Raw genomic sequence first — 25,552 nt, 5'->3', positions numbered from 1 at the left:
GGCGATAGCGGTGCAACAGTCGACATCAATGTTGAATGACCGACCGCTATCGCCAGCAAGCCGGCTCCTACAGGGGGATGCGTGAATTTTGGGTACAAAAAAAGCACCCCGAAGGGTGCTTCTTTTTCAGCGGCTGACAATCAGCTCATCAATGCGCCTGTTCATTCTGCGTCAGGATCAACTTACCTTCCTTATCCACCGGAATCTGGTTGCCCGGATCACGATCCATCCGCACCTTGCCTTCCTTGCCGTCCAGCGAATAACGAACGTCGTAACCCACAACCTTGTCGCTGATGTCATTCACCGTGTTACAGCGAGTTTGCGTCGTGGTGTAGGTGTCACGCTCCTGCATGCCCTCCTGCACCTTGTTGCCGGCGTAACCACCACCGACCGCGCCCGCAACCGTGGCAATTTTCTTGCCGGTGCCGCCGCCGATCTGGTTACCCAGCAGACCACCTGCCAGCGCACCCACCACGGTACCGGCAATCTGGTGCTGATCTTTCACCGGCGCTTGCCGGGTGACCGCTACATCCTTGCACACTTCACGTGGAGTCTTGATTTGCGTCTTGACCGGCTCAACGGCGAGTACTTGCGCATACTCGGGGCCGTTATTTTTTACCAGGCTGTAGGTGGCCACAGCACCCCCGGCAGTCACACCGACAGCACCCAGTACAGCACCAACCAGCATCGACTTGTTCACATGAACCTCCTGACCATCACATGCGGGATAAACCCGTGCTTCTCCCAGCCTTGGAGCATAAAAAAAGGCGCGAGTTCAACTCGCGCCTTTTTGGACTACATCGCTGAGGAAAGCTTGCCTCAAGGACGGTCGTCGACTTCCTTCTCGGTATTCACCGTCGGGATCAGGTCTTCGGAACTCAGGTTCAGCCAGATCAGCACCACGTTGGCGATGTAGATCGACGAATAAGTACCGGCCAGAACACCCACCAGCAGTGCCAGGGAGAAGCCGTAGAGGTTGTCACCACCGAAGAACAGCAGTGCCGCAATCGCCAACAAGGTGGAAACCGACGTCGCGATGGTCCGCAGCAGGGTTTGCGTGGTCGAGATATTGATGTTCTCGATCAGGCTGGCCTTGCGCAGTACGCGGAAGTTCTCACGAACCCGGTCGAATACCACGATGGTGTCGTTGAGCGAGTAACCGATGATCGCCAGTACCGCCGCCAGCACCGTCAGGTCGAAGGTGATCTGGAAGAACGACAGGATACCGATGGTCACGATCACGTCGTGAATCAAGGAAACGATCGCACCGACGGCGAATTTCCACTGAAAGCGGAACGCCAGGTAGATCAGGATGCCGCCCAGCGCCATCAGCATGCCGAGGCCGCCCTGGTCGCGCAGCTCTTCACCCACCTGCGGGCCGACGAACTCGACGCGCTTGACCGTCGCCGGGTTATCGCCGCCAACCTTCTGCAACGCCGCTGCCACCTGGTGACCCAACTGCGGGTCTTCGCCAGGCATGCGCACCAGCAGATCGGTAGTCGCGCCGAAGTTCTGCACGATGGCTTCGTGATAACCGGACGAAACCAGCTGCTCACGCACCTTGGTGACGTCAGCCGGACGCTCGTAGGTCAGCTCGATGAGCGTACCACCGGTGAAGTCCAGCCCCCAGTTCATGCCCTTGTGGAAGACACTGAAAATGGCCAGCGCAGTAAGGAACAATGTGACGCCGAACGCGAAGTTGCGAACGCCCATGAAGTTGATTGTACGTAACATGGCAGCCCCTTAAATCCACAACTTCTTGAAGTCACGACCGCCGAAGATCAAGTTGACCATCGCGCGGGTGACCATGATGGCCGTGAACATCGAAGTCAAAACCCCGAGGGACATGGTCACTGCGAAGCCTTTGACCGGACCTGTACCCATGGCAAACAGGATCCCGCCCACCAGCAAGGTGGTCAGGTTGGCGTCGAGAATCGCCGTGAATGCGCGACCGAAACCTTCGTTGATTGCCCGTTGTACGGTCATGCCCGCAGCGATCTCTTCACGAATCCGCGAGAAGATCAGTACGTTGGCGTCGACCGCCATACCCATGGTCAATACGATACCGGCGATACCCGGCAGGGTCAGCGTTGCACCCAGCAGCGACATCAGGGCCAGCAGCAGCACCATGTTCACACCCAGCGCAACGGTGGCGATGATGCCGAAGAAGCGATAGATGGCGATGATGAACAGCGAGACGAACAGCATGCCCCACAGCGATGCATCGATACCTTTGGTGATGTTGTCCGCACCCAGGCTCGGGCCAATGGTGCGTTCTTCAGCGAAGTACATCGGCGCCGCCAGACCACCGGCACGCAACAGCAGCGCCAGTTCGGACGATTCGCCCTGGCCGTTCAGGCCAGTGATGCGGAACTGAGCACCCAGCGGCGACTGAATGGTCGCCAGGCTGATGATCTTCTTCTCTTCCTTGAACGACTGCACCGCCACGTCTTTCTCGACGCCATCAACCACTTGCTTGGTGTAAGTGGTAACCGGACGCTGCTCGATGAAGATCACCGCCATGCTGCGACCGACGTTCGAACGGGTTGCGCGGCTCATCAGCTCGCCACCGTGACCATCCAGACGGATGTTCACTTCTGGCGTGCCGTGCTCGCCGAAGCCAGCCTTGGCGTCAGTTACCTGGTCACCGGTGATGATCAGGCCACGCTCGATCAGCGCAGGAGGACGATTGCCTTCACGGAACTCGAAGGATTCGGAAGTGGCTTTCGAAGCGCCAGGCTCAGCGGCCAGACGGAACTCAAGGTTGGCCGTCTTGCCGAGGATACGCTTGGCTTCTGCGGTGTCTTGTACGCCCGGCAGCTCAACCACGATGCGGTTGGCGCCCTGACGCTGAACGATCGGTTCGGCAACACCCAGCTCGTTGACGCGGTTACGTACCGTGGTCAAGTTCTGCTTGATGGAGTATTCGCGGATTTCCGCCAGCTTGGCCGGGGTCATCGCCAGACGCAGCACCGCCTGACCATTGAGGTCGGCCGGAACAATGTCGAAATCGTTGAAGTTCTTGCGGATCAGTGCACGGGCCTGTTCGCGGGAAGCTTCATCAGAGAAGCCCAGCTGAATGGCACCGCCCAGTTGCGGCAGGCTGCGATAGCGCAGTTTCTCTTTACGCAACAGGCTCTTTACATCGCCTTCGTACACTTTCAAGCGTGCGTCCAGGGCTTTGTCCATGTCCACTTCGAGCAGGAAGTGCACACCACCGGACAAGTCCAGACCCAGCTTCATCGGGTGCGCGGCCAGGCTGCGCAGCCATTGCGGGGTGGTTTGTGCCAGGTTCAGAGCAACGACGTAGTCATCACCCAACGCCTTGCGCACGACGTCCTTGGCAGGCAACTGGTCTTCAGCCTTGACCAGACGAATCAGACCGCCCTTGCCGTTGGTCGCCAGCGTGGCCGCCTTGACGTTGATCCCGGATTCCTTGAGCGCAGCGCTCACTCGATCCAGATCAGCCTGATTGACCTGCAGCGCAGTGCTTGCACCGCTGACCTGAATGGCCGGGTCATCAGGATAAAGATTGGGAGCGGAATAAATCAGACCGATCGCCAGCACCGCCAGGATCAGAATGTATTTCCACAGAGGGTATTTGTTCAGCATCACGCCGCCCGCTTATGACGCGGGGCGCCTTGCGCGCCCCGTCGATTGAGTAGAAGTTGAAACTTAGATCGCTTTCAGCGTGCCTTTTGGCAGCGTGGCGGCAATGGCGCCTTTCTGGAACTTCATTTCGACGGTGTCGGAAACTTCCAGAACCACGAAATCGTCAGCCACTTTAGTGATCTTGCCGGCGATGCCGCCGGTGGTCACAACTTCGTCGCCTTTTTGCAGGCTGCTCAGCAGGTTCTTCTGCTCTTTGGCGCGCTTGGCCTGTGGACGCCAGATCATCAGGTAGAAGATGACCAGGAAACCGACCAGGAAAATCCACTCAAAACCGCCACCCATTGGGCCGGCAGCGGCCGGTGCAGCGGCGTCAGCCATGGCATTCGAGATAAAAAAGCTCATTTAGCACTCCAGTTGCAAATGTTGAATCTTGGGGTCAGAAAACTCAGTCCAAAGGCGGAACAGGTAGCCCGCGTTTGGCGTAGAAGGCATCGACAAAGGCGGCCAATGTACCCTGTTGAATAGCCTCGCGCAAACCAGCCATAAGCACTTGATAATGACGCAAGTTATGGATGGTATTGAGCATGCTTCCCAGCATTTCGCCGCACTTGTCCAGGTGATGCAGATAAGCGCGGGAGAAGTTCTGGCAGGTATAGCAATCGCAGGTCGGATCGAGCGGCGAATCATCATGGCGATGGAACGCGTTACGGATCTTCAGCACGCCAGTATCAATGAACAGATGCCCATTGCGGGCATTACGGGTTGGCATCACGCAATCGAACATGTCCACACCGCGGCGCACACCCTCAACCAGATCTTCCGGTTTGCCAACGCCCATAAGGTAACGAGGTTTGTCAGCCGGCATCTGACCCGGCAGGTAATCCAGCACCTTGATCATCTCGTGCTTCGGCTCGCCCACCGACAGACCGCCGATGGCCAGGCCATCAAAGCCGATCTTGTCGAGGCCTTCCAGCGAGCGCATGCGCAGATCCTGGTGCATGCCGCCCTGAACGATACCGAACAGCGCCGCCGTGTTGTCGCCATGAGCGTTTTTCGAACGCTGAGCCCAACGCAACGACAGCTCCATCGAAACACGAGCGACGTCTTCGTCAGCCGGGTACGGCGTGCATTCGTCGAAAATCATCACGATGTCCGAGCCCAGGTCACGCTGGACCTGCATCGACTCTTCCGGGCCCATGAACACCTTGGCGCCGTCGACCGGAGAGGCGAAGGTCACGCCCTCCTCCTTGATCTTGCGCATCGCGCCCAGGCTGAACACCTGAAAACCGCCGGAGTCTGTAAGAATCGGGCCTTTCCACTGCATGAAATCGTGCAGGTCGCCGTGCTTCTTGATCACTTCGGTGCCAGGACGCAGCCACAAGTGGAAGGTGTTGCCCAGAATGATTTCCGCGCCGGTCGCGGTGATGTCCCGCGGCAGCATGCCCTTCACGGTGCCGTACGTGCCCACCGGCATGAAAGCCGGGGTCTCGACGGTACCGCGCGGGAAGGTCAAGCGACCGCGACGAGCCTTGCCGTCAGTAGCAAGCAACTCAAACGACATACGACTTTGGCGACTCATTCTTTGTCCTCAGGGCCACGTGGTGCGGGATTACGGGTGATAAACATCGCATCACCGTAGCTGAAAAAGCGGTATTCATGCTCAACGGCGGCTTTATAAGCGGCCATGGCTTCGGGATAACCGGCGAACGCCGAAACCAGCATCAACAGCGTGGATTCGGGCAAATGGAAGTTGGTGACCAGGGCATCGACCACATGAAACGGCCGGCCCGGGTAGATAAAGATGTCCGTGTCGCCACTGAACGGCTTGAGCACGCCATCGCGCGCAGCACTTTCCAGCGAACGCACGCTGGTGGTCCCCACCGCCACCACGCGCCCACCGCGAGCGCGGCACGCCGCGACGGCATCGACCACGTCCTGGCCGACTTCCAGCCATTCGCTGTGCATGTGATGGTCTTCGATCTTCTCGACCCGCACCGGCTGGAACGTGCCCGCGCCAACGTGCAAGGTCACGAACGCCGTCTCGACGCCCTTGGCCGCAATCGCGTCCATCAGCGGCTGATCGAAATGCAGCCCCGCCGTCGGCGCCGCCACCGCGCCCAGGCGCTCGGCGTACACCGTCTGATAACGCTCGCGGTCCGAGCCTTCATCCGGGCGGTCTATATAAGGAGGCAACGGCATGTGCCCGACGCGGTCGAGCAGCGGCAACACCTCTTCGGCAAAGCCCAACTCGAACAACGCATCGTGACGCGCCAGCATCTCGGCTTCGCCACCGCCATCGATCAGGATCTTCGAACCCGGCTTCGGCGACTTGCTGGAGCGCACATGGGCCAGCACGCGATGACTGTCGAGCACCCGCTCCACCAGGATTTCCAGCTTGCCGCCGGAAGCCTTCTGGCCAAACAGTCGCGCCGGAATCACCCGGGTATTGTTGAACACCATCAAATCGCCCGGGCGCAAATGCTCAAGCAAATCAGTGAATTGACGGTGTGCCAGGGCGCCGCTGACCCCATCAAGGGTCAACAGGCGACTGTTGCGACGCTCGGCCAAAGGGTGGCGAGCAATCAGCGAATCAGGGAGTTCGAAAGTAAAGTCAGCAACGCGCATGATGGGGTTCGTCTAGCAGGGCCCGGAAGTCTAGCCGAAATAGTGAAAATTCTCTATGTACCTGATTGACCGACGGTAATCTCATCTCTATACTTCGCCGCCATTGAGCCCTGATGGCGGAATTGGTAGACGCGGCGGATTCAAAATCCGTTTTCGAAAGGAGTGGGAGTTCGAGTCTCCCTCGGGGCACCATATAGCAGTATCTGAAAGTCTCTACCAGGCTTTCAGACCCAGAGAAACCGGCCACTTGGCCGGTTTTTTTGTGCCTGTCTATCTACCCCTGTCTCTCCCTATACGTTGTATCCCTGTATCCCTGCTTGTATCCTGAGAAAAATACCGAACTTTGGGATACAAGGATGAAGCGCGCAGACATCAAGCGCCGCCCTCTCGCTGACACGACACTTGCGGGGCTGGAGCCGGAATCAAAGGAATACCGGGAGCTCGACGGAAACGGCCTCTACTTCAGGGTCAAACCGGATGGTGGTAAATCCTGGCAGCTCCGCTACAAACGTCCGGCGGGCAATTGGGCTTGGATGGGGCTTGGGGGTTACCCGGAAGTAAGTGGTGCGTTGGCACGGGACAAAGCTGCTGATCTACGCAAAGTAGTGAGTGGAGGTGCCGATCCCCTTGAACAAAAACGATCCGCGAAAGCTGCTATTGACGCGGCCAAAACCCGAACCTTTCGAGCTGCTGCTGATGCCTGGCTAAAGGCGAAAGAGGAAAAGGGTCTTGCGTCCTCCACCCTCAACAAAATTCGCACCTACCTCGACAAGGACATACTCCCGGCACTGGGAGACAAGCCTCTAGACGAAGTCACGCGCACTGATTGTGCAGAGCTTCAGGCATCCATCGAGGCCCGGGATGCACACAACGTGGCTGAAAAATGTCGCACCTGGATAAATCAGATCTTCGGGCGAGCCATCGGCTTAGGCCTGACTGAAAACGATCCGGGCAGCCGCCTTCGGGATATTGCGGCCCAAGCACCTAAGACTCAGCAGCATCCACATTTGTTGGAGCCTGAACTGGGAGAGTTTCTCCAGGCACTCAAAAACACACCGGCCAGATTGACTGCTCGCACTGCTGCTTGGCTTTGTGTATGGACGGCATCGCGACCCGGCATGGTCCGTTTGGCTGAATGGAAGGAGTTTGACCTTGAGAAAGCCATTTGGACCACGCCTGCAGCCAAGATGAAGATGCGTCGAGATTTTGTCTGCCCACTTCCCCACCAAGCAGTTGCAGCGCTGAAAGAACTGCATTGCTTAACCGGGCGGAGTCGCTGGCTTTGCCCTGGTGTCGGAGCCAAAAATCCAACCATCAGCGAAAATACGATCAATAAGGTCTTCGCCACTATTGGCTATAAAGGCCGCTTAGTTGGACACGGTACTCGGCACACTGCGAGTACGCTGCTTCGAGAACATGGCTGGCCGAAAGAACATGTTGAAGCTCAACTTGCTCACAAAGAGGAAGGTATTTCGGGGATATACAACAAAGCTCAATACCTTGAGCAACGCATTAAAATGATGCAGTGGTATGCAGATCACCTTGATGCGCTAGCCGCTGGAAATGTGGGGCAAAGGAAGTTCGGAAAGGCACTCTGACAACCATGATAGCCCCCCCCTAAAAAATCAGTGTAACGCGTGTTACAGGTGTAACGATTAAATATAAGCTATTGATATTATTGAATATTTTAACCGTAACACCTGATCATGAGTCAACGTACACGAAGTGTAACTCGGCTATTACGTGTAACAGCCGTACGAATCTCACCATCGCAACCGCCTTGCTCGATGAGCGCCCTCACGCCTGCGGGCCAGACCTCGTTTGCGAATGCTTAACTGACATACGTCGCTGGTTGAGCGCTAAAATCTAGGGCGTGGGATCGCCGATGAGTGAGTGTCCAAACTCTCTCTCGATGAATAATTCACCACCCTGAACGCCATCTCGATCACAGTCAAAAACTGAGCAGACGCAAATACTGTACTGCTGCGTTCACCCTGTGTTGCACCTGTATTGACTACACATTCACCGATCTAGAGATAAAGTAGTTTTCTTCGTCTAGATAAATGTATAGATAGATACCCCTGTATCCATACCCAGGGGTTTTCCATGACACACCAGACCTTCAAATCAGCAAATTCTTTCGAAACTCACTCGCCCCAAGCGACCGATATAAACGCCAGGCGAGCCAGTCACCCTGCCGCTGACCCTTCAGCAATTTTGATTCGAATGCCGGAATTAATCGCCATCGTTGGACTAGCACGTCCAACGATTTACAAACTGATGCGGCAAGCGGATAGCGAATTCCCACTTCCAGTAAAACTAAGCGGCAGTAAAGCTCGCGGAGCGCCTGTCGCATGGGTTCTTGATGAAGTCCAAAGTTGGGTTCGGGCTCGCATTTCGGCAAGAAACAAGGTGGCAGCATGAGAAGACCACCTCCTTCGCTCTCAAAACTCAGGTCATTTCAGACATTGCACGAAGTTGGATTCTCCAAAACACGTATCCAACGTTTCGAGCGATTGCGCAGAAAACACGAGCAAAGCGGAAGGACTCTAGGCGTATTGAGCTGGCCGGATGGAGTTTGGTGCCTGCTGATCATGCATGCGGACAAGTTGGGTGTTGTCGTCCTGGATAAAGCCCAGGCAACAGATGCTTATCACGATGCTCGCCAGATGATTCGCGATGGCTATTCCCCCGTACTCACCTTGCGCCACGAGCGTGATGCTTGAAATGAAAACGCCCCCGGGAGCGATCCGGAGGCGTTGAGGTAAATCTATATGCTCGAACAATTTATGTCGCACCAAAAAAATGCGCAAGGTTTCTGTACGGTTGCACTTTTGAAAACAGGACGTTACTCTCGGCCTGTCGCTGCAAATTCAGCGACCGGGCTTGGTCGCCCGACAAGCAAAAGGCGCAACAGCGCCCCTATACAGATTGCAGGCGCTTTTTTTGCGTCCGCATTTCCGTTTTATGGCGGCTGTGCGTGGGAGGCCTTCGGGCCTGCTGGGTTCCTTTTGCCCCGGTCGACCAACCCGCGTACAGCTGCCACCCCAATTCGCTTGGTCGCGAACGGTGGCAGCTCCCCAGCAAAAGGAGCTTCGCCACATGCACGCCTTAAATCCGTCCAAAAATCGCGCCGCGGCACATCGTGCAATGGCTCTCGCCGCTTTACACGCCAACTCCAGCCTCGCAACACGCCTCACCCGATACAACGCACATATGGCCAAAGCCCGCGCTCTCGAAACCGCAGGTGGTGCCCAATGAACAACATCCTGAGTTTCTCCCTACCCGAAGATCTGCTCGACGTAAGCACGACTACCGAAGCCGGAGTACCTATTGATGCCATCACCTGCGCCATTGCTCGCGCCGATTCAGTACTGACCTTGCTCGAGGACCACTTCGAAAGCGAAAGCGACAGGCCTCGCTTGGCCAATCACGTACTGGCGGCTGTTATTTGGGACGTGCGCGGCACCCTCGGCTTGATCAAAACCTTAACCCTGCACGGCGATGCCACTTCGATTCCCCGGGCTAAATCCGGGGGTACGCAATGACCCCTCAAACTAATGTCACCACCCAAGGCGCGACCACGTTCGCTCAGTGTGGCGACACGACTCAAATGCTGTTCCGTCTCAGTGCCAATGTCCCTCTTACTGACGCGCTTGAACACGCCTCAAATCTGCTGAGTTGCGCGACTCGCATGTCGCTCCTGGCCACGCACGGAGACGGCGCAGAAGACTGCGCGATGGCTGCTCACTACCTCAGCGAAATGAGTAAAGCGGTCATTGACGATGTGACCATAGCCCTCCTGAAGTCGGAGGCTGGCCATGTCCAATAAGACGCAACGCCCCAGCTTCGCCGACGTGAAAGCGACCTCGCTGAAAGAGATCGGCCGTGTACTTGCCCATTGGCTGCCCAACGGTAAACGCGTGGACGGCGGCAAAGAATACACCGCCGCCAATCCGACTCGTACCGACAAGCGCGCCGGCTCCCTCAAGGTCAACTTGAGCAAAGGCACCTGGGCGGATTTTGCCACCGGCGACAAAGGCGGCGACCTGATTGATTTGGTGCGTTATCTGGATGGCGGCACCGACGTCGAAGCCTGCAACAAGCTGGCGGATCTGCTGCACGTTACCGCTGGGACAGCTCCATCGAAGCCGAGCCCAAGCAAAAACAAAACACCGGAATGGCTCGCCATTCAGCCGATCCCGGCCGAAGCCATGAGCAAGTGCCCGGCCAAACATCGACAACACGGTGCACCGTCCAAAGTCTGGATTTATCGCGACGCTCAGGGCCAGCCGGTCATGGCGCTCTATCGCTTCGACTTGGGCCCGGATGAAGACGGCAAGCCACGCAAAGTATTTGCGCCGTTGACCTGGTGCGAACGTGCCGACGGTCAAACGCAGCAATGGCGTTGGCAAGGCTTGTCGGAACCGCGTCCACTGCTGCGCCTGGATGAACTGGCCAAACGCTCAGAGGCTCCAGTCATTCTGTGCGAAGGCGAAAAGGCCGCCGACGCTGCGGCGGACCTGCTACCCAACTACGTGGCCACGTGCTGGCCGAACGGTTCGAACTCCTGGCACAAAGCTGACCTGACACCGCTCAAAGGTCGGTCCGTGGTGTTGTGGCCAGACAACGACGCCAGTGGCAAAAGCTGCATGGACGCCATCGCCAAACAACTGCAACAGATCGGTGCCGCGTCAGTGCGCGTGATCGCCTTGGACGTCTTCAAACGCAAGCCCACGCTCAAGAATGACCAACCGACATTCGCCAAGGGTGGCCAATGGGAAGACGGTGACGACGCGGCCGATGCCCAAGCCAAAGGCTGGACGGTGGCGCACGTCACCGAGCTGGAACGCAGCGGCGAACTGTTCGGCGTTGAGCCGGAAAAAGCACCGGCCGAACCACCCGAAGTTAAAACCAAACCAACGACCAAGCGTGCTGCGAAGCCCAAAAACGATCTGCTGCCCGGCGGCTTTCGCCTGACAGCAGAAGGCGTGTTTTATTCCGGTGACGATGGCGAAGCGCGCCCAGTTTGTTCGCCGCTGGAGATCCTGGCTCGTACCCGGGATGCACAGGGTCACAACTGGGGTTTGCTGGTCGAGTTCGACGATCCGGACGGGGCAAAAAAGCGCTGGAACATCCCGGCACGGACCATGACCGGTGACTTCGGCAAGGACGTACTCGGCCCGCTGGTGGACATGGGCTTGCGACTGGCCGGCAGTCGCTCCGGGCGCAATGCTCGCAACGACCTGCAGAGTTATCTCGGCGGCTTTGACAGCGCCCAGCGCGCACGACTGGTCACCCGTTTGGGTTGGCACGACAGCGCCTTCCTGCTGCCCGAACAGCAGGTCGGCTCACACACTGAACACCTGCACTTCTATGAGGCCGGTGCGCAGCTTCCGCCCATCAGCGAAGCCGGCACCCTGGAACAGTGGCAAGAGCAGATCGGCGCCTTGTGCATCGGCAATCACCGCTTGGCGTTTGTGGCCAGCGTCGCGTTCGCCGGTCCGCTGCTGCACATGCTCGGCCATGAGTCTGGCGGCTTTCACCTCTACGGTGACAGCTCGGGCGGCAAGACCACCCACCTGCAAGTGGCCGCTTCGATCTACGGTGGGCCGCGTTTGGTGCGCTCCTGGCGCTCGACCGATAACGCCTTGGAATCCATCGCCGCCGCACATTCGGACGGGCTTCTGGTACTGGATGAGATCGGCATGTGCGACCCGCGCATCATTGGCGAAACGGTGTACATGCTCGGCAATGGCACCGGGAAAGCTCGCGCCAACGATCGAGGACAAGCAGGCCGGCAGGTGCAGGAGTGGCGCTTGCTGTTTCTTTCGACCGGCGAGAAGACCTTGGCCCAGCACATGGCCGAAGCGAACAAGGAGCTGAAAGCCGGCATGGAAGTGCGGATGCTCGCCGTGCCAGCGGACGCCAGCAAAGGCCTAGGCATGTTCGATGTCCTGAACGGCTTTGATGATGCAGCGGCCCTATCCGATGCGCTCAAGGCACGGGTAGCCAAGTACTACGGCACACCCATCACCGCCTTCCTGTCCGCCCTATGTGAGCCCGGCAAACTGCATGGGTGGTCAACAATTCTTCGCCACACGTTGGAAGGCTTCATTGCCAAGGCGCTGCCCGCCTCAGCCAGCGGTCAAGCGCATCGTGCGGCGGCCCGTTTTGGTTTGGCTGCCGCAGCTGGCGAGCTGGCCACCGCCATGGGTATCACCGGCTGGCCGGACGGCACCGCCACTACCGCCGCCCGTGTGTGCCTGAGTGCCTGGCTGAATGAGCGCGGCGGCGCCGGAAATCTTGAGGGTGACGCGATCGTGGCACGGCTGCGCCAAGTCATCGAGCGCTTCGGCGAAAGCCGCTTTACCCGTTGGGAGTCCGCAGCCGCGAAGATCGATGAGCACGGCCCACGCACCATCGACCGCCTGGGTTTTCGCAAGTCGCTGGAGCACGGCTTGGGCGACGCCTTGCATACCACCAACACCTACTACGTGTTGCCCGAAGCATGGCGCTCCGAAGTGTTCAAAGGCATGAACCTCAATGCCGTGAACAAGGAGTTGATACGGCGCGGCGTGCTGGAACCGGGCACCGACGGCAAAGCCTCCAGCTCGATTCGTTTACCGGGTCTCGGCACCCAGCGTTGTTATGTGGTGAAGACCGTGCCGGGTGCGGATGAAAGCGAGGCTCAGGCCGCCTGACGGCGAGCCTACTGACCGAGGTAGCGCCGGCTCATTTCCGGCCTCGCCAGCCGCTCAACCAACCCAAAATCGAATTGAAGAGAGATAAAACAAATGAACGAGATTCAAGAACTGAAAGACCGTCGCGATCAATTTCTGAGCGAGGCAGAACCACTGCGCGCCGAACTTCTGCCACTTGAGGTCGTGCTGGAAAGTGAAGACCCCATCGAACCGGACCGAAAACGCGAGCTGCGAATCAAGTACAACGAGCTAAAAAGGGAGTTTGATTCGCGTACGTTCAACGCTGAGCTTTTAGATCGGAAGATCCGTCGACGTGAGGACCTTGCCAATTGCGACGTCCTGATGGCGGACTTCATTGCCGGCATGGCGAATTGGGCGGCGGATGAGATCGAACTCAATGAAAAACGGCAAAGCCTCAGTACTCGCTTAGAGGAAGTGCGTCAGCAGGCACAGGAAGAAATAGCCAACGCGCGCCAGGCGGAGACCTTGGCAGCCACCGCTTACGCGCAGGCAGTGGCATGGGGCGACGTAGAAGGCGAAAAAGCTGCCAGCAGCGACGCTCAGAAAGCGGCGAAAAACCTCACTAACGCGACCGAGCAAAATCGTCGTCAGCAACTGATCATCACCGCTCTGGAGCAGGAGTTGGTCACTGTGGACCGACACATCACCGAGGCTCAGGAGGAACATCAAAAGATACAGCGAAATGCCTTACGCCTCGCCCACGATGCCCTGGAGGAAAGGTGGAATGAAGCCGCACGAGCGTTGCTGGATGTGGGAGGTAAGCTTTACGCCGTAGATCGGCTTTTAGGCCGTGACCCGGTGTCCTTCATGAACCTGAACATCCCCGAGCAAGGTGAAAACTTCGGTAGTTGGAAATGGGGTGAGCTAGCAGATCGTAGCCGCGAGCATCGCGTGCACGACCTGCTCTCGCTTTAACTGTCGATATACCCTGAAACAGCCTGCTTTCGCGGGCTGTTTAAATCTCTCAAAGGATCGATGCCATGAACGCAGCGGCACAAAACACCTCGAACACTTCAGAAGCGCTCAGTGCCAGAAAAGCTCACCTCACTGCCCTACTCAAGATCGTGGATACCAGATTCGGAAAAAGCACAGCAACGCAGAAGCTCACCATTACTGCGATCAGGGCAGAAATGGGGCTAATTGAGCATAAGCTGAAAAAAAGGTGATGAGGAAAAGCGAAAGCTCGTAATAACGTTCGTCAAATGGGATTTCAGTAGGTAAACCCCGGCCAATAGCGGACGCTCCAATATTCGCTGAGCGCCCTCGTATTGGTCCTTTCTATATAGAGTCATCCGTATTGACTGATGATAGCTGAGGTATTGCAGTATCTGCTCGCCCCATCAAGATCAGGAAAGAGAGACAGGTGATTGACGTTCATACGATTGAGCGACTTTAATGCTCTGTCTCTCTCATTGGAAGGCATGTAGATTTTTAGAAGTGGTGCACCGACCGTGGTGGAACCCTTGAAGTTTGATACTATCCACTCATCAATTGTTGTCTGACTCGGCACTCGCGTAAACAAGCCCCTTTGATTGATGAGTCTTGGATTCTCATCGGTTAACGGTCGGATTAAATCAAGAGTGTTAATTTTTGAGCTGGGGATTGTTAGTGACTTTTCTTTAAGTTCTCTATTTTTTCGTTCACATGATTTTCTACTAAGCGCATAAACAACGACTTGCTCGTCAAACTTAACGTCATCAGGTAGAAATGCAAAATATGAGGCGACAAACGGGGACTCAGACCAATCCAGGAGCGGAGTGTACAATCCGTGGTGCTGTCCAAGCGCCCACCATTCATTATCATCCATTCCCATACTCGGACTCTGCCCTCTACGCCCTCTACTCGCATATTTAAATTTTTCTAGATGTGTTACAGCATCTATTAATGGTTCTCCGCTTTCATCTCTCACCCGATCGATGGTTGGTTCCAATCTCCAAGTGGTGCTTGCGTGACCTCTGAAAATATATGATTCAAAATTTGTTAGTTGCTCATGTATGAATGAGGAAAAACCATTCCATGAGCTACAGCGCACGGTTCTGACGCCATCAATAACTTTGCTTGACTTCCATCCGTAACCTTCTCGTTCGTTGTTGCGCGAATTTATCATTATTCAATGGCTCTTATATTTGGCATGCAAAAAAATCTGGCAAAAATTAAAACCGCATAAAGAAAAAACGGAAGTATCAGCTTGACACATCAACATCATTCTAAGCCTCTGTTTTCGTAGAACCCGCCCGCATGTAGAAAAATTGTTCGACTGCCGTACACTAAACTGAGTGAGTCTATTGCCTGATAATTGCTATAGTAAAGCTCTTGCTCTCAATGTCTCACTAATCAACCCTTGGATGGGCGGCAAAACGTCGCTTGGATGATCGCCTCGTCCACTCATACCCCGAGCGAGACGGACGTCTTTAATGGCCGCAGGGCAGCGCCGCTCGCTCTTCTTCTGTCCAGCACTGCTCCAGAAATACACAGGCCTGACAGCAGGTCCGACTGTCGATGGCTTGTATGAGACACCGCCCATTGCGACGGTCCTGAACGACTTGGTGAGCGCAGTGATGGCGCTGAGTGTCCACGAAGAACGCTGGAGGGTCGACGGTGCGAGCACTGATGGCGGACAGCATTGCGGCGTCAGCCCCACATTCGGCCCAGCTATGGAACCGGCATCCTTGGGCGCGAGGCTCTGCGAGTAGAAAATGCGACGCTTTTCCGGTGGCGACGAGCCATTCGTCTGCCTCCAGTAGTTCGCCCACCAGCGACTTCGTCAACCCGTCGCTGCGGAATCCGGAAAACGTCGAAAGGTCGGCTAGGGAGAGCGCGCCGCCCAGCTCCGCCCCACAAGTTTCAACCAGCGCGCCAGTACGAGCCTGAATTTGCTCCAGATGTGGCACCAGCGTTTCAACGCCATCATCATCCTTTCGGTAGTCGAGTTCGACGGGGGTATCGTCGTCGATCACGGTGAAGATAGCTTCGTCTTTCCGGGTAACGAATAAGGCTGGATAGATCAGGATGCGTGGTCGGCGAACGAACAGTGAGCTGCCGGTTCGCTCAAAGTGGACATGCAGTCCCTGATACGCCCCAGATACATCGCTGAACTCGAGGTACTGTCGAAGCTGCGCGGGACGTAAGGGCACAGGCGCGTCTTCCGTAAGCGCCGAGCGATGGAGAAGCTGGAAAATCTCTGAGGCTTTTTCCTTGAACTGAGCACGGGTGAAAATCGAAATGTCATCTGCCCGTGCGGCGCGTAGGAAGGTTTCAACTGGTGTCCTAAACACCACCATCCACTCGCCGCTAATTATGACAGCCCTGGGCAAGTCATGACTATATTGCTCCTTAATCGTCCGCACATAGCCGCAGACCTGGCGCAAATAGTCGTCCCACTCACCGATTATCGGCGACATATCCTTGGTCTTTCCTTCGCGGATATGCTGGATCGCCGCAACGAGTAAGGAGGCCTCGCTAGCATACAGACCATCCCCTCTAGGCGAGATCGCTGGCTTATCCCATGCCTTTGCCTCGACCAATAAGAGTGGTGTACCGGTTATATCGACGACTCCGACGTAGTCCATGAACTTTGTGGTTTTAGCTTGAAGACGAGCTTCCTCAAGCACATTGCCCCCGGCCCCGAGCTTCCATCCAAGATGCCCGAGCAATTCATCCACGAAAAGCATCCGCGTGTCGTGCTCATGGGGGCGGCGGCTCGGGTCAAGCTCGGCGAAGGGGTCGCGCTGCGGCCTTGTTATTTCTCGCTCGACCGCAGTTAGCAGGTCGCCGAGCCCCCGTTTGAACGTGTTTCTGAGTGTCAGCCCTTTCACTGAATCAGTTCCGGCAGGCGGTAAAGCAGACGTCGTGCCGCCGGCCATCCGGCCTCCAAGAAGATCTCTAGACAGTCAACGAGGGCAGCGCGTCGGGTTGGGGCCTCGAAGATCTCTTTGTGGTCAGCAAGGAACACCCCAACCAGTTGAACTAGAACGTCTACACCCAAAGACTCGTTTTGGTAGCCTGATCGGCGGCTAGCTTGCAGGGTATTAGCTGCCAAATCGAAGGCCGCGCTCGCGTCCACATCGACTAGACGTTCGACGAGTTGGAGCATGTAATGGGTGGTATGCGGCGAAGCGTACTCGCCAATCCGCTTTAGGAGATCGCTGTTTTCACGGAAGAATACGCTAAGCCCCACGCGACTAAGCGCCACGTCCCCACCCTGTTGATTGGACTTTGCACTGGTTGCGAAGAACATCTGCATACCTGCGGTGTCGATCAGGCTTGCGCACTCTTGCACCTCTGCGGTCGCGACCTCGTTAATGTCGGCGACTTCCATGCGCCTAGCGAGTCGGGCATTCGCAGCATTGACAATGTCGGAGAGAAGCGCTTGAGAGCGATGACGAAGACCGGAGGTTTTATCGGGGATGTCGCCGCCCCCGGCAACGATGGCATCGCGCAGCGTCGCCATAATTGCTTTCGCTTCGTCTGCATGTTTCCACGGCAAAACTAACCATCGATCGAGAATGACCTTAGCTTCTGCTGACTGGTAGGTGACCCAAAGGACCGTGAACTTATTTGCGATAGCCTTGTAAAGCCGCCGCTCTCGATCTGACCCCGGCGTCTCACGCTGCAACAGCAAGAGCAACAACTCGAGACTTCGCTGTTGATCCGTGTGAATCAACTTTGAAACGACATCACCGACCAGATGCTCGATTACAGTCAGGTTGAGTTCGTGCGTGAAGAGGTCTTTTAGTAACAACCAGAATCGGTCACGGTCGAGGTCCCAGATTCGGACGAGACGCACTGCTGCGTTCAGCCGAACGGCGGGATGGCGATCAGATAACAGCTCCTCCGCCCGCAGCACCAGGCTCGGGTAAAGGTCTGCCCGTTGCGCAAACAGATCCCAATAGGCTTGCGCGGCTTCAATCCGAGCCGACGGACTGCCCCAAGACGCAGACTCTTCGAAGCGAGCCTCAGTGTTGACGTCCACCTCTGGACTTTCGGACCTACCTGCGATGTCGAGCAACTCTGCAAACGTCGCGTCTTGCTCCGGCGTCGGCGGGGCATCCTTCGATATCAGCAATTGGCGCGACACAATAACCCCGCAGCCTTGACCAATGATCGCCTCTGCATTTCGCTGTAGATCGGGGTGCGGCGCACTTATTGAAAGCAACGCTCGTATGGCCTGTAAAGCAGCAAGTAAGTCAGCTAGAGAGACCATTGCTACATCTTCAGACTTCGCCTCACGCCGTAGAAGGTTCTTCACGACGTTGATGGCATCAATAATTCGGGAGTTCTCCGGTGCCTCCCTGTTTAGTCCTTTGATCCAATGAAAATCGTCTAGTTGGCCAACCCCGGTATGAAGGGCAAAAAGTCGCTCGTTCGTGGTGGTCTCATGCTGGGGTTTCGCATCAAAGAGCTGCCGGGCTTCGTCAGTGACTAGATTGTCACGGCCGATCGCGGAAAAAAGGCGCTCCAGAAACGCTTGGCGCGCTTCGGTGCGATATTCATAGCTTGAGAAGTCAAATCCGAACACGGCCTGTTCGAAAGCCTGCCGCTCCTGCGTCGATCGTCGGCCGATGCCTTTCGCAACAAGATCAATTGCATCCTTGCGTGTATCGGGTAGGACAAGAAAGGGTTCAGTCACTGCTATAGACCAGAGCAGGTCTACTAGTTCATCGTCGCGCTCGACGGCGCAGAGGAACATCCTAGACCAGATGATGGCGAACGAAGCTTCGTCGATCAGGATGTCGATCAAAGCGAGAGCTTCGGCCTCCCTGGCGACTTTGAGGCGCGCTCGCAATTTCGACACTAGGTTATCCGCACCTCGGTCGTATTCGCTATCTGGGTCGTGTGCCCAAATGTAGCTGTGGTCTTCCCGTAGCCGGATTGAGCGCCCATTGACACTAAGCTCTATGTCGAGGTCTTTATTGGAGTGGTTATGTTCGCGTGCGACGTAGCTATCAACCGCATGGATAACAGCCCTGACCGCTGCTCGCGGGTGGACTTCTAGAAACTTAGGCAGGTACTCGCCAAGTGACCACCGTGCCATTCCATAATCTTGCCGGGCATTGGAAATCAGGGGGAGGATTTGGCTATTACTGATTCGGGTTTGGCGATCCTCCGTGACCTCATAATCGAATACCATCCGGTAAACGTAGGAAGTGACGAATTCTGGATCGATATCGCCGACAGCCGAAATCTTATAGCAGACTGCCGGCACCTCCTCATGCCCGAACCGATCCATTCGATGGCGATCGAACAATTGAATAAGCAACGCTCGAGAGGCCCCAACGTCGGTGCCATAGGTGGAAATCACGAAGTCAATCGCGGACCTCACAATAAACCCCGGTTCCGGCAGGGCTAGCCCGTGCGCCAATAGCGCGCGTGCGGCCTGACCGAGCATTTGCCTGAAGGCATCATCGGTCACTCGTTCGATAAGCATATGGAGTAGAACGCGAAGGTTACTCGCCACGGTTGATGGGGCCGTCGCCAAAAGATCGGTTAGGTAGAGCCATGGCTCCAACGCAACTTTCTTTTCGTCCTCAAGCCGCACGACCAGAGCGCCGGCGATATGCGACAGCGTCTTTGGAACCTTCTTGTCACCAGTGGTGGCTAGATTACCCAACCAAAGGCAATCTTGGGGCGAAGCAGGAAACTCTGCCCCCAATCGACCAGCGGTGCTGCGGATGATCGGATCCCCATCCTCATCGTTAATAAGGGTTCCCACTGCGATCCAGAAACGCGCGCGATTCGTCTCAGACTCCCAAATTTCGCGCAACACGAATCCTAGGGCTGGCGACAGCATCAGTCCCAGAGCGTCGGTCTTGCTGAACCGATAAGCACCGCTGACAATGGCGCTCGGATCAAGGGCGAGCCGCGCTGCTGCATAGTCGAACAACAGATGATGTCGGAACTGAACCCACCGTTCGTTATCAACGACAACGAGCACCCCTTCCTTACAGAGAGTGTCAATCATGGCCGGATTATCGCCCGCTGCTTCGAGTGTTGGTGCGCGAAGCGATCGCGCTTTAACCATGATCTGGACCACGCTGCTAAGACTACTTCTTGCTGGCAAACCGTGGCCTTCGACACGGTGATCCCAATAAAGGCGCAACAAATCCGCTTGTGAAGCGACTTCGTCTAAATGTTTGATCGAGTTACCCGAGATCAGCTCGCTGAGCAGCCGGGTGTTGAATGGCACCATCGCCAAGTCACGCAGACGCGACGGTGTCTGTGCAAGACATCTCCCCAGCTCAGGCGACTGCTGGAGGAGTTGGCCAAACTCGGCTTCCGACCAGAGCGGCACTTGAATGTGCTGGACCTCGGAGAAGGACGGATCAGCAAGCGATAGCTCTGGCGGTTTACCCTTGAACAGCGCTCGTAACTGTTGCCCCATGCGCAGATCGAAATTACGGATCGACGCAACAACATTCCAGCGCCCCTTTCGTTCTAGAACTCGCTCGATCAGCGCTCGGAAGACGCCTTCACCGCGACCGCCGCGCGTTGCGTCTAATGCATCAACAACGAGATAGGCTGGCTCCGGTCCGTCCCAGGCTTCGAGCACATCAAGCAGCGGATGCTGTAATCCAAGCTCACGGGACAGTCCTTCAAGGCTCTCGATCGAATAGCGATCAACGGCAAGTTGTAGAATATCGAAACCGTCATTGCCAAGTTTGCGAGCAAGTGCATTCAGAACTCCACTCTTGCCTGCCCCCGGCTCGCCGATGATGAGCAGAGGACCGTTCCGCACTGCGATTTCAACCGCGGCTTGACAGTCGCGACGCACCGATAGCGGCGCGCCACTGGCTACCTCGATCTTTTCATAGCTGCCGAGTGCATCGGCGATGCGTTTGGAATGCTGCCTAAGAGTTTGGATATCGGCGCGATACTCAGGTGGTGAATCGAGCACGACGCCACGGCGGACGAGCAGTTGCCGCCAAGTAGAAAGGTCACCACCTCCGCGCTCTTGCATCAGCCGGCCGCTAAGATCAGACAGCGCTGAGAAGGCGGTTTCGGCATTCACGTCCGGGCCAAATGCCTTGACAATGGAGCCACTTGCTAATGCATAGCCTTGATCGCCGTCGAAGGTGAAGACGACCACTAGTTCAGCTAATTTCGACAGCAATTGATCATCGATAGGGGTCTTGGTAATACTCGCCCAAGCCTGTTCGACTAAGCTTGAGAACACCTGATATACCCGCTGTTGCGCTTGGTTAAGCGCGCCGCTGCCTGGTTGTGAAACGAGACGGAGTGCAGTCGGTAGATCGCTTCTAATCTGGGGGGATGCCTTTGGACTCACAGCCAGCACCAACCGGTCACGGGCAGGATCGAGGGGCCGGTTCCACTCCATTGAGCCGTCGCCCTGCTGGGCAACAAACCAATGGCGAACGAACTGCACTACCGTCTTGCCAAATGGCGAGCCTAGATCTTCACTCAAGCTTACAGATGTCTTGGCCTGCACCGCGACGTAGCCGCCGTCACTAGTTTTGATTAGAAGATCGTCGACCGGCGCCTCAGTCTCGAAGCGGATCCACTCCGGTATAGCGGCGCCAAGACGGAAGCTTTCATGAAACCGGTCACCCGCAAGAATCCAGGATGAGAACAGTGCCCCAAGCTGCTGCTCGAAACGAATTCCGGCGCTGGTGGCAGCGCCACCACCACCAATCCGGTCACGTGAGGGGGGATTTCGTGGCGTATGGGTCACTGCACGTTTCCGGTTTAGGTCTGATAATTGCGTAGTGATAGCCGAGTTCGATGGCGTTAGCAATCTGTGTAGCTCAGGCTGCCAATTGTGGCGGGACTTGGAGTCTGCGTTACGTCTGCTGCCGTCGCGCGACTACCTCCACCCGCCACAAGCACGAAGACACATTGTCTTGGCTGGCCCCAATCACCGCATCTGGCCGATTGCAACCTACGACCTACCCAAATTTATATATGCTGCTGTAACACCTATTTGGCTTGTAACACCCAACATACGTGAACGATGAACCGTGTGTAACACCTATAAAGTTAAGCAAATTCAACTAGTTAACAGAGTTCGTAACACCCGCAACACCTGTAACACCTCTTTTCGAGCCCCACACCCCAACGGTGATAGCGCCGCCAGCGAAAGCTGTACTGGATTGCTATTAACGAATGCAGAATTCGAAAACTGGGTCGCCGAACACTAGGGCTCTTGGTAGGGGCCGTCTCAAACAAAGAACAGGGGACGGGGGCACGAACATCGCCTGGGCCCCTGAGGGTGTTCGGTGAGTACGGGGTCGGAAACCCGCGAGCGCAGGTGTCTGACCGAAGAAAAAATTCGGTTAACAGTTAACTCAGGTTAACAGGCACCCAGATTGTCTCGGGGCCCCTGAGGACTGCCTCTCGACACGGGGCGAGTAACCCGCCGGATCTTGCTAGCGGAAAAGTACCCAGCTTAGTGAACAGGTGAACTTGGTGAACTGCGGTTCACTTGTGCATGCGCCCTATGATGAGGTTGTCGCTGGGGACCCTGGGCAATTGCAAATGATACGGGGCAGAAAACCCGCCGGATCTCGTTAGTGGCTGGGTTTCAAAGTTAGTTGACTGGTTGACCGAGTTGACTGGATCAACCGTTCACTATCATCAACACAATCGGGGACCGTTACCGTTCTGGTAACGATGCCCTTTTCGCTTCAAGATCCTTTCGATTTCAACGTTGAAATTTCAGTAAGCTGGTGCATCTGCCGCTACCACGATGTCGCGGGTTTCCGACCCCGTGTCCTTCAGATAGTCCCAGGGTCCCCGGCGGTATTTGGCGACTGATTGCTTTCTGCCATCCTCAAGCTAACCTCCATCCGTGCTGGCCATCGCTCCTCTCAGCCAGCCTGATGAAATATCGAGTCACTACCGATCCGACACACGGAAGCGAGGACTAGCTCATGCAATCATTTGTCGTAAACAAAAACGTGCAAGCCAACGGCGACTACGAAGTGCATAACACTACGACTGGCTGTAGGTTCATGCCGCTGATAGAGAACCAGGTATCACTCGGCAATCACCTCACCTGTACCAGTGCTGTCGCCGCAGCTAGAGCGGCATGGGCCAATGCGCAGATCAACGGTTGCTACTATTGCTGCAACCCCTGCCACACAAGCTAGGTTTCGGAAATCCATGGGCTAGATGCGTGGGATGTTTTTGCCTCGATCTACGACTGTGCGATCATAGGCCCAAGCAAGCTGTATCCCCGTGTGTATCCCTAACTATCTAATCCGGCTGTAGGCCACGGATTATATGGAAGACTCCAGTCTCCCTCGGGCACCAAAATTAAGAAAGGTCTTGCTTAGCAAGGCCTTTTTTTTCGCCTGTAGAAAAGCACCTGGCACCCCGCTGACGTGTGGGAACCGGCTTGCTGGTGATGCTTTTGGCTTTTTTTCGTCCTCGGCCGGTACGACTTATCAAGGATTCATCCCATGGAACTGCTGCTGGAAACTGTTGCTCTGTTCTGTCTCAAGCTGGCTTATGAGACGGAGGGGTCGAGTCCGATTCTGCGGGATGATCCGATCATGAGTGATTATGAGCGGGAGGTTTTTGGGTTGTTGGTGCGGCGGGGGGATGTTGAGGGTATTCAGTTTAGAGTGGCTAATTGTGTGGGTTTGGCGCTGTACGCCATCGGCGGTGTAGATACAGTCCTGGGGCGCGAACTACACAGGTTGGCAGCAGACTTCAACGCTGCGCATACCAGGGAGCATCTTGATGTCCCGCTCATCGCGCTTAAGGATTACCTGAAAGACATCCAATGAGCAGAGAGCACGCCCTTCCATAGGAACACCGATGCTACCCGCCTAATATTGATGAGTAACAAATCTGTACCATTTCTAGCGGAAGGTGTAGAAACTGCCCGAGTGTGGCATATTGACAGCACAAAACTGATATTTTCGTTTATACCTTTTGTGAGGTCACCCAAGGATGAAAGAGCCTGCTACTAAAAAAATCGGAGTAGTGTTTATTCATGGCTTCACTGGCAACATAGACACATGGGTGAATAGTGGTGGCGAGCGCTTCAGCGAAATGCTGTCAACCGAAGACCATATCAATAAAGAATTTCAGTTCTTTGAATTCGACTACTACACCCAAGTAGTAGACGTATTTAAATCGGCAGCAGTTCAAAACTTAAAAAAACTACTAAATAAAATACCCTTTGTCAGTTTTGACACAAAAGTTCAAAAGAACAAGCCCATCCGATATCTCAGTAACCTGCTAAACACATACCTTCGTACTGAACTAGATGAATTTGATGAAGTAGTTCTTGTAGCTCATAGCATGGGTGGGCTGATTGCCAAAGATCATATCTTGAATTACGTTATTGGTGAAGGTCCGCGTCCAATTGGCTACATATCGATGGCGGTTCCACATAAAGGCTCAATCGGAGCACTGCTGTTAGCGCCAACAGCGAACACTAACGCAAAGGAAATGCAACCTCTTTCTGAATACTCCGATGGGATAAATTCAGAATGGAGCGAAAGAAAAGATGAGCTTCCTAAATGCGTTTACTTGATCGCGACACATGATGAGCTCGTTCCAGAAGTCAGCTCTCTACCATATAGAGTTAAAACCTCCGATAAATTTACTTTAGATCATGATCATACATCCATCTGCAAACCTGCAAGCAAGAAGGATCTATCTTTTAAACGGGTAAAAAAGTTTCTGGAAGAAATTTCTTACGAAAAAGCCATGACAAGTGTCGCTTCTCTCGAGTATAGCGGTGATGAAAACAGTTTTGACAAAGAAGTATTCGTAATAAAACTGATACTTTCCGAAATTGGTGAGATGGGCGTCGCGGACGCTAAGGCTTCTTTTTTTCATGCGGAAATTATTTCAAAAGCTGCTAAACGTGACGACAAAGAACACTTAGCAGACTTACAAGTAAAAGTTTTAAGCCTTTACCGCCAAGCGTATAACAGTAATCGAACAAAACCGGCTGATGAAATATTTAACGCGGTTCATCGAGAGCTAAGAGATCAAGACGGTAAACTTCTTGCGTGTGGCGTGCGATATATAAATTTTATGCACAAAGGTGGCCTGCTTCATCAATTGGCCAATAAAGTTGATCGCACAGTAATCTGGGACAAGGACGTAACCGACGACAGCATCCGAGATATGATGTCATGAAAGGCGTATTAGATTTCACTGACTTCAGGGAGGAATTGTACGTATCCCTATTTCGCCGATGGTTTGTCGTAGACCAACTCGGAGAAAACAAAAACGGTGATAGTGTATTAACAATACAAAAAGGGGCGCTTTTTGATTACCTCCTAAAGAACCCTAAGGACATGCACTCATTTTTAGTTTCATTTAATCGATTAAATGAAAATAGCCCATACGCGGACATACTATATAGCAACGATGCTGAATATGGGTCTTATCAAGATGTAACCGAATTCCTCCAAAGCATGTTAATGCTTCAAGCCGAAGGCTATATTGACATAAGCGTCAATGGATCGGATTGCTTCGTTACCTCCGGGGTGAGATCACTCGAAATAAATACCGATCTCGTAGAAGATTGGAAGCTAAGTCTTTCTCTCCTGAAGCCTTTAGTCGGAAAATCTTTAAACATCCTTCAAAAAAATAGTCTGGGATAAAAA

General features: G+C 55.0%; 20 protein-coding genes and 1 tRNA gene. 12 read left to right on the top strand and 9 right to left on the bottom strand.

Going from position 1 to position 25,552, the window contains the following annotated elements; genetic code table 11:
- Positions 1-148: 148 nt before the first annotated feature.
- The 6 genes from KGA82_RS14320 to queA all read right to left on the bottom strand — a co-directional run bounded on the left by KGA82_RS14320 (position 149) and on the right by queA (position 6,237).
- Positions 149-700 carry a glycine zipper 2TM domain-containing protein gene (locus KGA82_RS14320; protein WP_008025488.1) on the bottom strand — a complete coding sequence of 184 codons (552 nt, stop codon included), beginning with the start codon at positions 698-700 and terminating at the stop codon, positions 149-151.
- A 119-nt stretch (positions 701-819) separates the two neighbouring features.
- Positions 820-1,734: a protein translocase subunit SecF gene (gene secF, locus KGA82_RS14315; protein WP_008025485.1), complete on the bottom strand. Its 915-nt coding sequence runs from the start codon at positions 1,732-1,734 to the stop codon at positions 820-822.
- A 9-nt stretch (positions 1,735-1,743) separates the two neighbouring features.
- On the bottom strand, positions 1,744-3,612 hold the full coding sequence (secD, locus tag KGA82_RS14310; RefSeq protein WP_008025484.1) for a protein translocase subunit SecD: 1,869 nt from the start codon (positions 3,610-3,612) through the stop codon (positions 1,744-1,746).
- Positions 3,613-3,675: 63 nt separating this feature from the next.
- A complete protein-coding gene (gene yajC, locus KGA82_RS14305; protein ID WP_007916913.1) occupies positions 3,676-4,014 on the bottom strand; it encodes a preprotein translocase subunit YajC in 339 nt (112 codons plus the stop codon).
- Between the two features lie 43 nt (positions 4,015-4,057).
- Positions 4,058-5,173 carry a tRNA guanosine(34) transglycosylase Tgt gene (gene tgt, locus KGA82_RS14300; protein ID WP_162130630.1) on the bottom strand — a complete coding sequence of 372 codons (1,116 nt, stop codon included), beginning with the start codon at positions 5,171-5,173 and terminating at the stop codon, positions 4,058-4,060.
- A gap of 14 nt (positions 5,174-5,187) precedes the next feature.
- Complete coding sequence (queA, locus tag KGA82_RS14295) at positions 5,188-6,237, bottom strand: tRNA preQ1(34) S-adenosylmethionine ribosyltransferase-isomerase QueA (protein ID WP_192420785.1); 1,050 nt, start codon at positions 6,235-6,237, stop codon at positions 5,188-5,190.
- Between the two features lie 107 nt (positions 6,238-6,344).
- Between queA and KGA82_RS14290 the strand changes: the two genes are divergently transcribed.
- From KGA82_RS14290 to KGA82_RS14250, 9 genes are all read left to right on the top strand, one after another.
- Positions 6,345-6,429, top strand: a tRNA-Leu gene (locus KGA82_RS14290).
- Positions 6,430-6,593: 164 nt separating this feature from the next.
- Positions 6,594-7,835, top strand: coding sequence for a tyrosine-type recombinase/integrase (locus tag KGA82_RS14285; protein WP_223450884.1), 1,242 nt, complete (start codon positions 6,594-6,596; stop codon positions 7,833-7,835).
- A gap of 508 nt (positions 7,836-8,343) precedes the next feature.
- Positions 8,344-8,661: a helix-turn-helix transcriptional regulator gene (locus tag KGA82_RS14280; RefSeq protein ID WP_223450880.1), complete on the top strand. Its 318-nt coding sequence runs from the start codon at positions 8,344-8,346 to the stop codon at positions 8,659-8,661.
- On the top strand, positions 8,658-8,963 hold the full coding sequence (locus KGA82_RS14275; protein WP_123368306.1) for a hypothetical protein: 306 nt from the start codon (positions 8,658-8,660) through the stop codon (positions 8,961-8,963). Before KGA82_RS14280 ends, KGA82_RS14275 begins: the two co-directional genes overlap by 4 nt.
- 531 nt (positions 8,964-9,494) lie before the next feature.
- Positions 9,495-9,785: a hypothetical protein gene (locus tag KGA82_RS14270; RefSeq protein ID WP_223450878.1), complete on the top strand. Its 291-nt coding sequence runs from the start codon at positions 9,495-9,497 to the stop codon at positions 9,783-9,785.
- Positions 9,782-10,069, top strand: a complete 288-nt coding sequence (locus KGA82_RS14265; protein ID WP_223450876.1) for a DUF3077 domain-containing protein — start codon at positions 9,782-9,784, stop codon at positions 10,067-10,069. The genes KGA82_RS14270 and KGA82_RS14265 overlap by 4 nt, the downstream gene beginning before the upstream one ends.
- Complete coding sequence (locus KGA82_RS14260; RefSeq protein WP_223450874.1) at positions 10,059-12,941, top strand: DUF927 domain-containing protein; 2,883 nt, start codon at positions 10,059-10,061, stop codon at positions 12,939-12,941. Before KGA82_RS14265 ends, KGA82_RS14260 begins: the two co-directional genes overlap by 11 nt.
- A 93-nt stretch (positions 12,942-13,034) precedes the next feature.
- Positions 13,035-13,877 (top strand): chromosome segregation protein SMC, encoded by an 843-nt coding sequence (locus KGA82_RS14255; protein ID WP_223450870.1) that lies wholly within the window; start codon positions 13,035-13,037, stop codon positions 13,875-13,877.
- 65 nt (positions 13,878-13,942) lie between these two features.
- A complete protein-coding gene (locus KGA82_RS14250; RefSeq protein ID WP_223450869.1) occupies positions 13,943-14,128 on the top strand; it encodes a hypothetical protein in 186 nt (61 codons plus the stop codon).
- Between the two features lie 122 nt (positions 14,129-14,250).
- Here the strand turns inward: KGA82_RS14250 and KGA82_RS14245 are convergent, their stop codons facing one another.
- The 3 genes from KGA82_RS14245 to KGA82_RS14235 all read right to left on the bottom strand — a co-directional run bounded on the left by KGA82_RS14245 (position 14,251) and on the right by KGA82_RS14235 (position 21,651).
- Complete coding sequence (locus tag KGA82_RS14245) at positions 14,251-15,069, bottom strand: FRG domain-containing protein (protein ID WP_223450865.1); 819 nt, start codon at positions 15,067-15,069, stop codon at positions 14,251-14,253.
- A gap of 304 nt (positions 15,070-15,373) precedes the next feature.
- Positions 15,374-16,825 carry a hypothetical protein gene (locus KGA82_RS14240; protein WP_223450863.1) on the bottom strand — a complete coding sequence of 484 codons (1,452 nt, stop codon included), beginning with the start codon at positions 16,823-16,825 and terminating at the stop codon, positions 15,374-15,376.
- A complete protein-coding gene (locus KGA82_RS14235; protein WP_223450861.1) occupies positions 16,774-21,651 on the bottom strand; it encodes a hypothetical protein in 4,878 nt (1,625 codons plus the stop codon). The genes KGA82_RS14240 and KGA82_RS14235 overlap by 52 nt, the downstream gene beginning before the upstream one ends.
- Positions 21,652-23,380: 1,729 nt before the next feature.
- Here KGA82_RS14235 and KGA82_RS14230 point away from each other — a divergent pair.
- From KGA82_RS14230 to KGA82_RS14220, 3 genes are all read left to right on the top strand, one after another.
- The gene (locus KGA82_RS14230; RefSeq protein WP_223450860.1) at positions 23,381-23,710 is read left to right on the top strand and encodes a hypothetical protein; all 330 of its coding nucleotides are present in this window, start codon (positions 23,381-23,383) and stop codon (positions 23,708-23,710) included.
- 166 nt (positions 23,711-23,876) lie between these two features.
- Complete coding sequence (locus tag KGA82_RS14225; RefSeq protein WP_223450858.1) at positions 23,877-25,079, top strand: ABC-three component system protein; 1,203 nt, start codon at positions 23,877-23,879, stop codon at positions 25,077-25,079.
- Complete coding sequence (locus tag KGA82_RS14220; RefSeq protein WP_223450856.1) at positions 25,076-25,549, top strand: hypothetical protein; 474 nt, start codon at positions 25,076-25,078, stop codon at positions 25,547-25,549. Before KGA82_RS14225 ends, KGA82_RS14220 begins: the two co-directional genes overlap by 4 nt.
- Positions 25,550-25,552: the final 3 nt, after the last annotated feature.

The sequence above is a fragment of the Pseudomonas sp. BF-RE-22 genome (genome assembly GCF_019956155.1).
Classification (GTDB): domain Bacteria; phylum Pseudomonadota; class Gammaproteobacteria; order Pseudomonadales; family Pseudomonadaceae; genus Aquipseudomonas; species Aquipseudomonas migulae.
Note: the sequence above shows the minus strand (reverse complement) of the source record. Positions and strands in the feature narration are given on the sequence as shown.